The organism is Amycolatopsis marina (genome assembly GCF_900111885.1).
Lineage (GTDB): Bacteria > Actinomycetota > Actinomycetes > Mycobacteriales > Pseudonocardiaceae > Amycolatopsis > Amycolatopsis marina.
The window spans coordinates 219,322-232,184 of the sequence record NZ_FOKG01000005.1; the positions used below are offsets into that span (position 1 = coordinate 219,322).

14 protein-coding genes are annotated in these 12,863 nt (G+C 68.0%); 7 read left to right on the forward strand and 7 right to left on the reverse strand.

Annotated elements, in window-relative coordinates; all coding sequences use genetic code 11:
• Nucleotides 1-2: 2 nt before the first annotated feature.
• The 4 genes from BM199_RS10640 to BM199_RS10655 all read right to left on the reverse strand — a co-directional run bounded on the left by BM199_RS10640 (nt 3) and on the right by BM199_RS10655 (nt 4,970).
• Nucleotides 3-758: a peptidyl-tRNA hydrolase gene (locus BM199_RS10640; protein ID WP_177242564.1), complete on the reverse strand. Its 756-nt coding sequence runs from the start codon at nt 756-758 to the stop codon at nt 3-5.
• Nucleotides 755-1,984: a phosphoserine phosphatase SerB gene (gene serB, locus BM199_RS10645; RefSeq protein WP_091672473.1), complete on the reverse strand. Its 1,230-nt coding sequence runs from the start codon at nt 1,982-1,984 to the stop codon at nt 755-757. The genes BM199_RS10640 and serB overlap by 4 nt, the downstream gene beginning before the upstream one ends.
• Nucleotides 1,981-3,780, reverse strand: coding sequence for an aa3-type cytochrome oxidase subunit I (gene ctaD, locus BM199_RS10650; RefSeq protein ID WP_091672475.1), 1,800 nt, complete (start codon nt 3,778-3,780; stop codon nt 1,981-1,983). The genes serB and ctaD overlap by 4 nt, the downstream gene beginning before the upstream one ends.
• A 371-nt stretch (nt 3,781-4,151) precedes the next feature.
• Nucleotides 4,152-4,970 (reverse strand): SDR family NAD(P)-dependent oxidoreductase, encoded by an 819-nt coding sequence (locus tag BM199_RS10655; RefSeq protein ID WP_091672477.1) that lies wholly within the window; start codon nt 4,968-4,970, stop codon nt 4,152-4,154.
• Nucleotides 4,971-5,050: 80 nt separating this feature from the next.
• On the opposite strand from BM199_RS10655, the gene BM199_RS10660 reads away from it, so the two are divergent.
• The 3 genes from BM199_RS10660 to BM199_RS10670 all read left to right on the forward strand — a co-directional run bounded on the left by BM199_RS10660 (nt 5,051) and on the right by BM199_RS10670 (nt 6,932).
• Nucleotides 5,051-5,743, forward strand: a complete 693-nt coding sequence (locus BM199_RS10660) for a TetR family transcriptional regulator (protein WP_177242565.1) — start codon at nt 5,051-5,053, stop codon at nt 5,741-5,743.
• A 62-nt stretch (nt 5,744-5,805) separates the two neighbouring features.
• Entirely contained in the window at nt 5,806-6,414 is a 609-nt protein-coding gene (locus BM199_RS10665; RefSeq protein WP_091672481.1) for a TetR/AcrR family transcriptional regulator, read from the forward strand.
• Nucleotides 6,415-6,446: 32 nt separating this feature from the next.
• Nucleotides 6,447-6,932: a GNAT family N-acetyltransferase gene (locus BM199_RS10670; RefSeq protein ID WP_177242566.1), complete on the forward strand. Its 486-nt coding sequence runs from the start codon at nt 6,447-6,449 to the stop codon at nt 6,930-6,932.
• 5 nt (nt 6,933-6,937) lie between these two features.
• Here the strand turns inward: BM199_RS10670 and BM199_RS10675 are convergent, their stop codons facing one another.
• Nucleotides 6,938-7,441, reverse strand: coding sequence for a metallophosphoesterase family protein (locus tag BM199_RS10675; RefSeq protein ID WP_091672483.1), 504 nt, complete (start codon nt 7,439-7,441; stop codon nt 6,938-6,940).
• A 213-nt stretch (nt 7,442-7,654) separates the two neighbouring features.
• Here BM199_RS10675 and BM199_RS10680 point away from each other — a divergent pair, with 213 nt between their 5' ends.
• Together BM199_RS10680 and BM199_RS10685 are read left to right on the forward strand one after the other, a co-directional pair.
• A complete protein-coding gene (locus BM199_RS10680) occupies nt 7,655-9,484 on the forward strand; it encodes a VanW family protein (protein WP_091672485.1) in 1,830 nt (609 codons plus the stop codon).
• Between the two features lie 98 nt (nt 9,485-9,582).
• Entirely contained in the window at nt 9,583-9,771 is a 189-nt protein-coding gene (locus tag BM199_RS10685; RefSeq protein ID WP_091672487.1) for a DUF5302 domain-containing protein, read from the forward strand.
• An 85-nt stretch (nt 9,772-9,856) separates the two neighbouring features.
• Here BM199_RS10685 and BM199_RS10690 read toward each other — a convergent pair whose 3' ends face one another.
• Both BM199_RS10690 and BM199_RS10695 read right to left on the reverse strand, forming a co-directional pair.
• Nucleotides 9,857-10,930, reverse strand: coding sequence for a Glu/Leu/Phe/Val family dehydrogenase (locus BM199_RS10690; protein ID WP_091672488.1), 1,074 nt, complete (start codon nt 10,928-10,930; stop codon nt 9,857-9,859).
• A gap of 137 nt (nt 10,931-11,067) precedes the next feature.
• Entirely contained in the window at nt 11,068-11,259 is a 192-nt protein-coding gene (locus tag BM199_RS10695; protein ID WP_091672490.1) for a hypothetical protein, read from the reverse strand.
• 97 nt (nt 11,260-11,356) lie between these two features.
• On the opposite strand from BM199_RS10695, the gene BM199_RS10700 reads away from it, so the two are divergent.
• A complete protein-coding gene (locus BM199_RS10700) occupies nt 11,357-12,337 on the forward strand; it encodes a LysR family transcriptional regulator (protein WP_177242567.1) in 981 nt (326 codons plus the stop codon).
• 179 nt (nt 12,338-12,516) lie between these two features.
• Complete coding sequence (locus tag BM199_RS10705; RefSeq protein WP_177242568.1) at nt 12,517-12,795, forward strand: hypothetical protein; 279 nt, start codon at nt 12,517-12,519, stop codon at nt 12,793-12,795.
• Nucleotides 12,796-12,863: the final 68 nt, after the last annotated feature.

The window sequence follows — 12,863 nt, forward strand, 5'->3', positions numbered from 1 at the left end:
GATCACCGCCACTGGGCCAGCACGGTGACCGTGCCCGGGTCCACCTCGGTGAAACCCGCGTCCCGCACCGCGATCACCCGGCGCTCGCGCCAGGCGTGCCCGGGGTCGTCTCCGGGATGGAGGTTCCGCCATTCGGCGGGAGTCGCCGTACGCACCGCGCAGCGGTACCCCTGCTCCTCCCAGCCGCTGCGCTGCTCCGGGTCGAGCAACGCGGCGAGGATCATGGTCGCGTGCCCGACCTGCGCGGCCGCCTTGCCGACGGTCATCGTCACGGCGGGATTGAGCAGCAGCAAGGGCACGTCCTCTGGCGGTGGGCCTGGCTCGTCCGCGGGCAGCTCACTGCCGGAGATCTGCAGCCGGGCGACCTCCTTCGGCGTTTCCGCCACCAGTCCGGGCAGCAATGCCCGCACCTGCGCCCCTTCGACCGTCACCGTCACACCCGGCAGCTCCTGTACGGCCTGCCAGTGCGCGCCACGGGCCCGACGCGCGACCTTGCGGATCCGTCCGTCGATCCACGCAGCGACCGCCTCGTGCCACTCGCCGTCCTGCGCGGCGCGTGGGTCGAGGCACACCGCGAGCGCCGCCGCGGCCGCGGCCTCCAGCAGCGGGGTTCGGCCGGGTGGTTCCGCACGTTCGATTCGCAGCACCACCGGCATCGCCCGTACCTGACCGGGATCCTCGTCGGCGGTGTCGGCAGTGGCTTCCGCGGGCAGACCTAGCCACGACGCGTAGCGTGCCGCCAGCGGTCGCAGGCTCACGGCCGCTGCAGCTCGAGACCGTCGGCCGCGTCGGCGGCCTCGACCTCGGCGCGGGTCACTCCGAGCACGAACAGCACCGCATCGAGATACGGGTGCGACAGAGCGGTGTCGGCGACCTCGCGCAGCGCGGGCTTGGCGTTGAAAGCCACTCCCATACCGGCCGCGGCGAGCATGTCGATGTCGTTGGCCCCATCGCCCACCGCGACGCACTGCGCCAGCGGAATGCCGAAGTCGGCGGCGAACCGGCGCAGGGCGACGGCCTTGCCCGCCCTGTCGACGACGTCACCGACCACCCGCCCGGTGAGTTTGCCGTCCACGACTTCGAGCTCGTTCGCCGCGGCGAAGTCCAGCCCGAGATCGTCCACCAGTCGATCGATGATCCTGGTGAAACCACCGGACACCACACCACACCGGAACCCGAGGCGCTTGAGCGTGCGCACCGTGGTGCGCGCTCCCGGGGTCAGTTCCAGTGACTCGGCCACCTCGTCGAGCATCGCCTCCGGCAGCCCTTCGAGCAGCGACACCCGTTGTTCCAGCGATTCCGTGAAGTTCAACTCTCCGCGCATCGCGGCCTCGGTGATCTTCCGGATCTCCGGCTCGACGCCGGCGTGCCCGCCGAGCATCTCGATCACCTCGCCCTGCACGAGTGTCGAGTCCACGTCGAAGACCACAAGCCGCTTGGCACGGCGGGCGAGTCCGGCCCGCTCGACGGCCACGTCCAGTCCGACCTTCGAAGCCGCCTCCGCGATCACGGCGCGCAACTCTTCGTCCGCGGCGAGCGTGTCCTTCGCGACCGAGACGTAGATTTCCAGGCCGGTGACCGGGTAGTCGGCGACACTGCGGATCGAGTCGATGTTCGCGCCGACCGCCGCGAGCCTGCGGGCCACTTCGGTGAACGCGCGAGCGGTGAGCGGACGGCCGAGCACCACCAGCACGTGACTCGACCCCTGCTTGCCCGGCGCGAACGGATCATCACCGATAGCCGCGCCGATCCGCACATCGACGTGCATGCCGACGGTCGCCATGGCCTGCTCGACGGCCTCCTGCAACGCCTCGGGATCGTCCTCGACGGCCACGAGCACGCCGAGCACCAACTGCCCCCGGATGACCACCTGCTCGACGTCGAGGACATCGACCCCGTGCCGTGTCAGTGCGGCGAAGAGGACCGAGGAAACGCCGGGCTTGTCCGGGCCGGTCGTGCTGATCAGGACAGGCGTCGTGCTCACTTCTTGTCCGAGCCGCCCTCGCTGGCGTTGTCGTGGTCGTGGTCCCCGGGAATGACGGCTTCCGTCAACTGCTCCGACGGTGCCCGCCGCGCCTCGGCGTGCGTCAAGGGCTTACCGGTGAAGCTGATGTGCCCCTCGGAACCCAGTCGCTCGACCATGTGCGGGTAGTGCAGCTCGAAGGCGGGCCGCTCGGAACGGATCCGCGGCAGCTCGGTGAAGTTGTGCCGCGGAGGCGGGCAGGACGTCGCCCACTCGAGCGAGTTGCCGTAACCCCACGGGTCGTCCACCGTGACGACCTCGCCATAGCGGTAGCTCTTGAAGATGTTCCAGATGAACGGCAGCGTCGAAGCACCGAGAATGTAGGCGCCGATCGTCGAGATCGTGTTCAACGTCGTGAAGCCGTCACTGGCCAGGTAGTCGGCGTAGCGGCGCGGCATGCCCTCGTTGCCCAGCCAGTGCTGGACCAGGAAGGTGCCGTGGAAGCCGATGAACGTGGTCCAGAAGTGCAGCTTGCCCAGCGGCTCGTCCAGCATCCGGCCGGTGATCTTCGGGAACCAGAAGTAGATACCGGCGAAGGTGGCGAACACGATCGTGCCGTAGAGCACGTAGTGGAAGTGCGCCACCACGAAGTAGCTGTCCGACACGTGGAAGTCGATGGCGGGGGCGGCGAGCAGGATGCCCGTCAGGCCACCGAAAAGGAAGGTGACGAGGAAGCCGACGGAGAAGATCATCGGCGTCTCGAAGCTGAGCTGCCCCTTCCACATCGTGCCGATCCAGTTGAAGAACTTCACCCCGGTCGGCACCGCGATCAGGAAGGTCATGAAGGCGAAGAACGGCAGCAGCACGGCGCCGGTGGCGTACATGTGGTGCGCCCACACCGCGACCGACAGCGCCGCGATGGCGAGCGTCGCCCAGACCAGACCCTTGTAACCGAAGATCGGCTTGCGGCTGAACACCGGGAAGATCTCGGAAACGATGCCGAAGAACGGCAGCGCCACGATGTAGACCTCGGGGTGGCCGAAGAACCAGAAGAGGTGCTGCCACAGGATCACCCCACCGTTGGCCGGATCGAACACATGCGCCCCGAGGTGTCGGTCCGCGAGCAGGCCGAGCAGGGCGGCGGTGAGGATCGGGAACGCCAGCAGCACCAGGATGCTGGTCACCAGGATGTTCCAGGTGAAGATCGGCATCCGGTACATCGTCATTCCGGGCGCGCGGAGGCAGACCACCGTGGTGATCATGTTGACCGCACCCAGAATGGTGCCGAGACCGGAGACCGCGAGCCCGGTGATCCACAGGTCCGCACCGACGCCCGGTGAGTGAATCGCGTCGGACAGCGGCGTGTAGGCGAACCAGCCGAAGTCGGCGGCGCCACCGGGGGTGAGGAAGCCGGAGACGACGATCAGCCCACCGAAGAGGTACAGCCAGTAGGAGAACGCGTTCAGCCGCGGGAACGCGACATCCGGCGACCCGATCTGCAGCGGCAGGATGAAGTTCGCGAAGCCGAACAGAATCGGCGTCGCGTACAGCAGCAGCATGATCGTGCCGTGCATGGTGAAGAGCTGGTTGTACTGCTCCGCGGACAGGAACTGCTGGCCCGGCTGGGCCAGCTCCGTGCGGATCAGCATCGCCATCGCGCCGCCCACCATGAAGAAGGCGAACGACGTGACGAGGTACATGATGCCGATTTGCTTGTGGTCCGTCGTGCGGAACAGCCGCAGCAGGTACGAACCCTTCACCGAGTCGTGCGCCGGATACGGACGCGTGGCGATCGGCTTGGGGGCTACGGCCGTCACTCCTGCCTCCTGCAGTCAACCTTGTGGTGGGTCAGCGTTCGTGTCGCCGGGGCCGGGAGCCGGAACCGGCGGCTAGGGGGATCGTAGCCCTCGACGTTTCCCGTCGTGCGCACCGCCTGGCACGATCGCATCGGGAAGGACGGTTTCACCACGTCGGGAGTGGGAGAGGTCGTCATCGCTGGGTCGAAACCGGGGTTACCGACGAGTCACCGGCAGGTCCGGGCGAGCCGGTCGAATGTGCTGGTGGGACCGGGATTCGCGGCCGTGAAGTGGCCGCGACCACATCGTTCGCACGCTCGGACGCGACGGTCCGCGAAAGCAGGAAAGTGGCGCTCGCCTCATTTCTGCCGATGCGCGGACGCGACCCGCGTCTAGGGAATGATGCGCTTGCCCGCGAGGGAGACCAGCCGCTGGTAACCGGCTCCGAACAGCCTGGGCAGCGCGTCGATGACGTAGGCGTCCGGCCCGATCAGGATCCGTGGGCGGTTGCGCTCGACGCCGCGCAGGATCGTCCTGGCCGCGACTTCGGGGCTGGTGCGCGCGATCCGCTCGAACAGACGCGCCGCACGGTCGGCGTCGGGGCCCTCGAGCCCGCGGGCGTCCCTGGCGATGTTCGTCTTGATTCCGCCGGGATGCACACAGCTCACCCGAACCGGGCGCCGCTCCATCAGCATCTCCTGGCGCAGGGCCTCGGTGAAGCCGCGCACCGCGAACTTGGCCGCGTTGTACGCGCTCTGGGTCGGTACGCCGATGAAACCGAAGACACTGGAGACGTTGACCAGGTGGCCGTCACCGGACGCGATCAGGTGCGGCAGGAACGCCTTGGTCCCGTGCACCACCCCGCCAAGGTTGATGCCCATCAGCCAGTCGAACTCCTCCCAGCCCATCTCCTCGACCGTGGAGGTGAGTGCCACTCCGGCGTTGTTCACCACCAGGTTGACCTGGCCGAACTCGCCCGCCACCTGCTCGGCGTGCGCGAGCACGGCGGCCCGGTCGGCGACATCCAGCACATACGACCGCGTCTCGGCACCCGCCTTCTCGCACAGCGCCGCCGTCTCGGCGATTCGCGCCGAGTCGACATCGGACACGGCCAGACGAGCACCGCGGCCCGCGAGGTCCAGCGCGAGCGCCCTGCCGATCCCCGAACCAGCACCGGTGATCACCGCGACCCTGCCACCGAAGTCCTTCATCCGACTGCCCTCACTTCCACCCGAACCCGGCGATTTATGGCGTACCGCCAGTATCTGTTACTTCGAGTACTATCCAGCGCGTGAATGAGGGTGTCAACCGGCAGGACGGCCGGGCCGAACGCTGGCGTCAACACCGGGTCGAACGACGCCGGGAGTTCGTCGAGGCCGCGATCCGGGCGCTGGACCGCCACGGCCCCGACGCGGCGATGGCCGACATCGCCCGTGCGGCCGGTGTCGCCAAGCCGCGGCTGTACCGGCATTTCACCGACAAGGCGGAGCTCTTCGTCGCCGTCGCCGAACGCGCATCGGAATTGGTGTGGGACCGGCTCAGGCCGGCGCTGAGCGAACCCGCGGCGGTGCGCGACCGTGTCGAGCAGTCCGTGCGGGCCTACTTCTCGGCGGTCGCCGAGCATCCGAACGTCTTTCGCATGGTGGGCGAACGACGGTTCCTCACCCGGACCGCCCAGCCGGACCCCGTCGCGGTGGGCAACACGGCCATGGCCGCACTGATCGCGGCGGTGTTCGACGAGTACCTGCGCGCCCACGGCGCGCACTCCACCGGAACCCTCCCATGGGCGCACGGAATCGTGGGATCGGTCGAGGGGGCCACCCGGTGGTGGCTCGCGGACGGCACGCTCGGCCAGCAGGAGATCGTCGAGCACGTGAGCGTGCTGGTGTGGGGTGCGATGGAGGCTGTCCTGCGCTCGGCCGGCGTCACCGTGGATCCGGACCAGCCGCTTGACCTGGACCTCGACGAACTGCCGACCCGCTGAGGTCGGCCGGAAACCCCAAGACCAGCGGTATCCGGATACCGTGTCGGCAATATGGTGTGCTCATGGCACGTCTCACCCGCGCGGAAAGTCAGGCCCGCACCAGGCAGCAGCTCGTGGAGACCGCGAGGGAACTGTTCCTGTGCGACGGCTACTCGGCCACCTCGCTGGAGAAGGTCGCCGACGCGGCCGGGTACTCCAAGGGCGCGGTGTACTCGAACTTCCGGAACAAGGACGAGTTGTGCCTCGCCGTTCTCGACACGATTCACGAGCAACAGGCGACCTCGATGACCGAATCGCTCGCGAGCGCCGACTCGATGGAGGGCATGCTCGCCGCGTTCCAGGAGTGGGCGGAGCGCAGTATCGGCGACGAGGCGTGGACCGCGCTCGAGGTGGAGTTCGCCACGAACGCCCGCCGGAATCAGCACATCCGCGCGGAACTGGCCACCCGGGACAGGACGATCCGCGATCTGATCTCCGGCCTGCTGACGGCACACGCCGAGCGCTTCGACATCACCCTGCCGATGCCCGCGGACGACTGCGCCACCGCCCTGCTCAGCCTGGGCATCGGGCTGGGCGTGCAGCGCGCCATCGATCCCGGCATTCCCGTTCGCGTGCTGCCCGAGGTGATCCGGCTGCTCGCGGGCTCCACCCCGAAGGAACCGCCGACGTGAAACTCGCTCGACAGGATCATCAGGATGGGGCCGTGACCACCGAGTGGAAGATCGCCGTCGCGGCCCCGGACTCAGCGGATGCCGTGGCGGTGCTGCGGCGCTACTTCGCCGACATCTCCAGCCGTTACTACCGCAGGCCGGCGACCGACGCCGACGTCGACGCCGCGATGGCCGAGGAACCGAGCGGAAACCTGGTGCCACCGGAGGGCCTGTTCCTGATCGGCCATCTCGACGGCCTCCCGCGGGGATGCGTCGGGATTCGGGTGCTCTCGGCGGAGATCACGGAACTGACCAGGATGTTCGTGGACGCCGGCGCACGCGGACACGGCGGCGGGGATGCGCTGCTGGCCGCCGCCGAGGAGGCTGCCCGTGTCCTGGGGGCACGCACCATGCGACTGGACACCCGCACCGACCTCGTCGAGGCGCGCCGCCTCTACGCCAGGCACGGGTACGTGGAGATCCCGGCCTACTCGGACGGCCGCTACGCCCAACACTGGTTCGAGAAGCACCTGACCTGAGCGACTCAGGTGCGCCGCGGCAACTTGTGGAACTCGACGTCGGCCAGCGCTCCGTCGGCCACTCGAGCGGTCACGTAGGTGCAGTAGGGCTGCCGCCTGCGATCGGTCGGTGAGCCGGGGTTGAGCAGGCGCATCCCGCCCTCGGTGACCGAGTCCCACGGAATATGGCTGTGTCCGAACACCAGCAGGTCGACATCCGGAAAGTCCCGATCACACCGCTGCTCCCTGCCGCGGGCCTGCCCGGTCTCGTGCACCACCGCGAGCCGGAGCCCGTCCAGTTCCGCACGTGCGACCTCGGGCAACCGCGCCCGCAGGTCCGCACCGTCGTTGTTGCCGTACACCCCGATCACCCTTCGTGATCGCGCGAGAAGTTCGTCGAGCAGGGCAACGTCCATCCAATCTCCGGCGTGGACCACCACGTCAACGGCCTCGGCCGCCTGCCAGACCGGCGCGGGCAGAGCACGCGCCCGGACCGGAAGGTGGGTATCCGCGATGACCAATAAGTCCATTTCACCTCGTCCCGACCTGCAGTTGAGATCTAATTGGAACATTCAACCCAGCGCACGCGCCCCCGGCGACTACCCTGGGTTACAGAACAAAAGGCCTGGTCAGAAGCTGTTGTTGTCCCCCGTAAGGGCGAATCAAACCACCGGACCGTGGGACCCGTATCTTGGCATTCGGAGTCTCTGGACTCACCGCCAGAAGACGTGGAGGGTTTTGTCTTGCCACAGGATCACCAGTGGCCCGAGTCGCACGCCGACCAGACGGATGTGCTGCCGGCCCTACCCGGTTCTCACGACGGCCCCACCGATCAGCATCCGCTTCCCAAGCAGCCCGGTGAGCCTGCGGGTGAATCGTCGAACACCACCAACCGGTGGCGCAAGCCCGCGCTCATCGGCGGCGCCGTCGTCGGCGTGCTCGCGCTGCTCTACGGCATTGATCTGCTGGTCAGCCAGGGCAGCGTGCCAAGGGGTGTCACGGTCGCGGGGGTGGAAGTCGGCGGAATGAGTCAGTCCGACGCCGAGCAGACGCTGCGCGAGCAGATCGAGCCACGTCTCGAGCAGCCGGTGCAGATCGCCGCGGGTGATGTGCAGGAGACCGTCGACCCACGATCAGCCGGTCTCGCGATGAACTGGCGCTCCACCCTGGACCAGGCCGGGGACCAGCCGCTGAACCCGATCACGCGCCTCACGTCCTTCTTCACCTCCACCGAGGTCGGCGTGGTCACCCAGGCCGAGCCGAACCAGTTGCAGAACGCGATGAACGACCTGCAGAAGAAGGTCGACCGCAAGCCGGTCGAGGGATCGGTGAAGTTCGAGGGCGCGAAGCCCGTCGCGGTGGAGCCCAAGCAGGGGCAGCAACTCGACGTCGACGCGGCCAAGCAGGTGGTGCTTGCGCAGTGGGCCTCCGGTCAGGCGCTGGAGCTTCCGGTGACGGTGACGCCGGTGACCATCACCAGTGACGCGGTCCAGGTCGCGATGAAGCAGGTCGCCGAGCCCGCGGTTTCGGCGCCGGTCGTCGTGCACGGCGAGGGCAAGGACGCCACGCTGGAGCCCGAGGAGATCGCGAAGGGCCTGAGCTTCGAGCCAGGGGACGGCGGCTCCCTCAAGCCCAAGATCGATCAGAAGAAGATCGTCGAGGGGCTATCGGAGGAGCTGAAGTCCACCGAGAAGGAAGGCAAGGACGCCACCATCGAGTTCGAGGGCGGCAAGCCGACCGTGCATCCCTCGGTGGAGGGCAACCAGGTCAAGTGGGACAAGACCCTGGCGCCCCTGCTCGAGGTGCTCAAGCGCGAGGACAAGCGCGAACTCACGGCCGAGTACGAGAAGAAGCCCGCCGAAGTGACCACCGAGGAAGCGGAGAAGCTGGGGATCAACGAGGTCATCGGCGAGTTCACCACCGGTGGTTTCGCCCCGGACTCCGGTGTGAACATCCGGGTGGTGGCCGAGGAGGTCAACGGCGCGATCGTGAAGCCGGGCGAGACCTTCAGCCTGAACGGGCACACCGGGCCGCGCGGCACGGCACAGGGCTATGTGCCCGCCGGCATCATCGAGAACGGCGCGCCGGGCAAGGCGGTCGGTGGCGGCATCTCGCAGTTCGCCACCACGCTGTACAACGCGTCGTACTTCGCCGGGATGAAGGACGCCGGGCACAAGGAGCACAGCTACTACATCAGCCGCTACCCAGCCGCCCGTGAGGCAACGGTCTTCCAGAGCACCGAAGGCGCCAGCATCATCGACCTGAAGTTCACCAACGACGCCGAGACCGGCGTGGCGATCCAGACGATCTGGTCGCCGTCGTCGATCACGGTGCGGTTGTGGGGCACGAAGCGGTACGAGGTGGAATCGATTCCCGGCGGGAAGTCCAACTTCGTCGATCCGCCGACCGAGCCCGGTCCGGACGAGAACTGCAAGCCGAGCAACGGCGCACCCGGGTTCACCACCTCCGACACGCGAGTCCTCAAGGACGCGTCGTCGGGAGCCGTCGTGCGCAAGGAACCGCGAACAGTGAAGTACAACCCGCAGCCGAAGATCACCTGCGACTCGGACTAGCAGGCTCCCAATGGTGGCGGTCACCGCAAAAGCGGTGGCCGCCACCATCGCTTCCTGGCAAGCTGCTGGAAGACACTCACCGGACCTCGGAGGTTCGCATGACAGATTCAACCCCCACACAGGACGCCGGTGCGAACGACGACGTCAAGCAGAAGTTCCGCGAAGCGCTCGAGCGCAAGCAGGCACACGCGAAAGCGGGCGCGGCACACGAGAACCTCGGCTCCAAGGTCACCCAGGCCCACGGTCCCGCCGCCAGCAAGCGCAACTTCCGCCGCAAGAGCGGCTGAGGCCACAGCGCATTGTTCCCCAATGTGGCGTTGGGGACGTCAGACGTCCCCAACGCCACATTGGGGAACTCCTCGCGACCGAGGGTCAGGTCGTGAGGATGGAGCGCAGCCGGGGGACCTCCGACATACGGCGCTCGGCGAGGCGGTCGGCGGCGGTCACCGGCGGCACTCCCTCCTTCGCGGCCAGCGCGAACACCGACCTCGTGGTGTCGTAGAGCCCGGTCACCTTGCGCTTCGCGCGCTCGAAGTCGAAGCCGTGCAGCTCGTCGCTGACCTGGACCACTCCGCCGGAGTTCACCAGGTAGTCCGGCGCGAACAGGATCTTGCGGTCGTCCAGCCGCTTCTCGATGCCGGGATGGGCCAACTGGTTGTTCGCCGCGCCGCAGACCACCTTGGCCCGCAGCACGTCGACGGTCTGGTCGTCGAGCGCTCCGCCCAGCGCGCAGGGCGCGTAGATGTCGAGATCGGCGCGGACCAGCTCGTCGTTGCTGCCGAGCACGTCCACTCCGGGATACACGGCACGTGTGCGGTCGATGGCGTGCTCGGCGACGTCGGTGACGACGACCTGCGCTCCGGCTTCCACCAGATGCCCGACCAGGATGTGTCCCACCTTGCCGACACCGGACACGCCGACCCGTCTACCGGTCAGCTCGGGGCTACCCCAGGTGTGCGCCGCGGAGGCTCGCATGCCCTGGAATACGCCGTACGCGGTGAGCACCGACGAGTCGCCTGCTCCCCCCAGATCGGTCGAGCGGCCCGTGACGAAGCTGGACTCCTTGGCCACGACGTCCATGTCCCTGACGAACGTGCCGACATCGCAGGCGGTGATGTAGCGCCCGCCGAGCGACTGCACGAACCGCCCGTACGCGCGCAGCAGCGCCTCGGACTTGTCGGTGTTCGGATCGCCGATGATGACGGCCTTGCCGCCACCGAGATCGAGCCCGGCAAGCGCGTTCTTGTACGCCATACCCTTGGACAGGGCCAGCACGTCCTCGAGCGCGTCGCTCTCGGACTCGTAGGGATAGAAGCGGGTGCCGCCGAGCGCGGGCCCGAGTGCGGTGGAGTACACCGCGATGATCGCCTTCAGCCCACTGTGGGCGTCCTGGCAGAACACAACCTGCTCATGGCCGCTGTCGCGGCCGAATACACCTTCGGTCACGGTTGGTGACTCCTTTGTCAGCCCCGGCTCGCGGCTTGTGACGCGCGGCCGGTCGGTGGTTGTCCGTACGGGGGCACGAGGAAGGTCATTCCCCGTGCGATCCCGCACAGAACCTATGCTGACAGAAGTGTCCGGCGCTACGGGGTCGGCAGGCGGAGCACGCTCCACCGGTCACGATTCCCTGCCCGGTCGGCAGGCCGCAGGCGACACTCGAAGGCCGCGACCTCGCCGAAACCAGTGGAGTCGCCGTAGCGGGGCTCGAGCTCCGGGTACCGGAACTCGTCGCGCCGCCGTGCACTGTCGGCCGTACCGGTGATCCGCGTACCCACTCTGCGCCCTCCTCCGAGCAGCACTGTCCGCCCCTGGTCAAACGATGCGGCATGCGCCCCATTCGCGGTCATCGCAAGTGGCCATAGGATGAACGCTATGGAACTGGAGATTCGGCATCTCAAGGTTCTGACGACCATCGCAGAGCAGGGGAGCATCACCAGAGCCGCACCGATTCTGGGCGTGTCCCAGCCCTCACTCACCGCTCAGCTACGCCGGATCGAGCAAGCCATGGGGTCACCGCTGTTCGAACGCTCGCGCGGCGGCGTCCAGCCGACGGCCTTCGGCCGCACGGTGCTGGCCAAGGCTCGGGCCGTGCTCACCGAGATGGCCGATCTCCGTATCCAGCAGCCACCGGGCACCGACTCCGACCAACCGACGGAACTGCGCCTCGGCAGCCTCCCCGGCCCGCTGCTGCCCGCGGTACTCCCCCGGATCGTCGAGTTGTACGACCGGAGCAGAAGTCCGTTGCGACCACAGGTGGAGATCCACGCGCATACCGACGCCTCGATGGCGGCGCTGCTCGCGCTGGTGCACGCCGGCAGGCTCGATGTCGCCGTGATCGCTCAGACCATCGGCTTCGAGACCACGGTGCCCGACAGCGTGCGGACAGCGGTCATCGTCCCGGTGGAGCCCGTGTTCGTCGCGTTCGCGGAGGATCACCCACTCTCGGCGAAAGAGACGGTGGAGCTCGCCGAACTCGCGGATGAGCGCTGGCTGGTCGACCCACAGGAGGACCTCGGCGGCGCCGCCTACCTGCGTGCCGCGTGCCGCAGGGCGGGGTTCGAGCCGGTGATCGCGCACGAGGTGAGTGACGTCAGCACCGCCCGCGGCTTTCTGACCAGCGGTCAGTGCATCAGCCTCGCGCAGGCGACCTCGCAGGAAGGGCGCGGAATCGTCGTCCGCCCACTGGCGGGCGATCCGCTCGCACTACGCATCGACCTCGCCTGGACCGACCCCTGCCCGGTCGATCCCGCGCTCATCCGCCGCGCCGCCGCCGACGCGTATCCCAAGATGGTCGACCGGAATCCGAGCTTCGAGCGATGGTGGGCGGAGCACGCCGCGGACACGAGGCTTTGAGCGCGCGCTGTGCATATCGAGCCCGCGATACACCCTCTCCGCCTGGAGGGGTAGCGCCGATGTTATGGCGGATTGGGATGACCATCACACCGTCGTATGCGGCAAGGTCTGGACCTACAGAGTGAACTCCACTCCGGCTGGCACCAACGGCCGGGGCCCCTGCACAAGGAAACACGAGTATGTCCACACCAGTGACAACGGTTCCTGGCCGCGCGCCGACCGGACGGAGCTTGGCGATCCTTCGCGCCGTCGCGGCCGGCCGCGCACAACTGACCCTCGGTCGTGAGCCCGACCTGCTGGTGGACGGCATCGCCTGTTGTGACCAGTTCGCGGCACACATGCTCGTTCAGGACGGCCTGATAGCCGCCACCGACACCCACGGCTCGACGAAGCTCGCTCCGGCGACGCTGACGCGGGCCGGAACAGCCCTCCTGGCCTCCGCGCATCCTGCGGCGTGACGCCTGGCGTGAGGAGGGCGCCCGCTCCGATGCGGCCGGTTCGTAACCGGCCGCATCGGGGCGGAGCG

Bases quoted from the DNA above. Each gene is read 5' to 3' on its own strand.
- BM199_RS10655 (WP_091672477.1), bottom strand. From the start codon at position 4,970: ATGAAGGACTTCGGTGGCAGGGTCGCGGTGATCACCGGTGCTGGTTCG.
- BM199_RS10665 (WP_091672481.1), top strand. From the start codon at position 5,806: ATGGCACGTCTCACCCGCGCGGAAAGTCAGGCCCGCACCAGGCAGCAG.
- BM199_RS10675 (WP_091672483.1), bottom strand. From the start codon at position 7,441: ATGGACTTATTGGTCATCGCGGATACCCACCTTCCGGTCCGGGCGCGT.
- BM199_RS10685 (WP_091672487.1), top strand. From the start codon at position 9,583: ATGACAGATTCAACCCCCACACAGGACGCCGGTGCGAACGACGACGTC.
- BM199_RS10700 (WP_177242567.1), top strand. From the start codon at position 11,357: ATGGAACTGGAGATTCGGCATCTCAAGGTTCTGACGACCATCGCAGAG.
- BM199_RS10705 (WP_177242568.1), top strand. From the start codon at position 12,517: ATGTCCACACCAGTGACAACGGTTCCTGGCCGCGCGCCGACCGGACGG.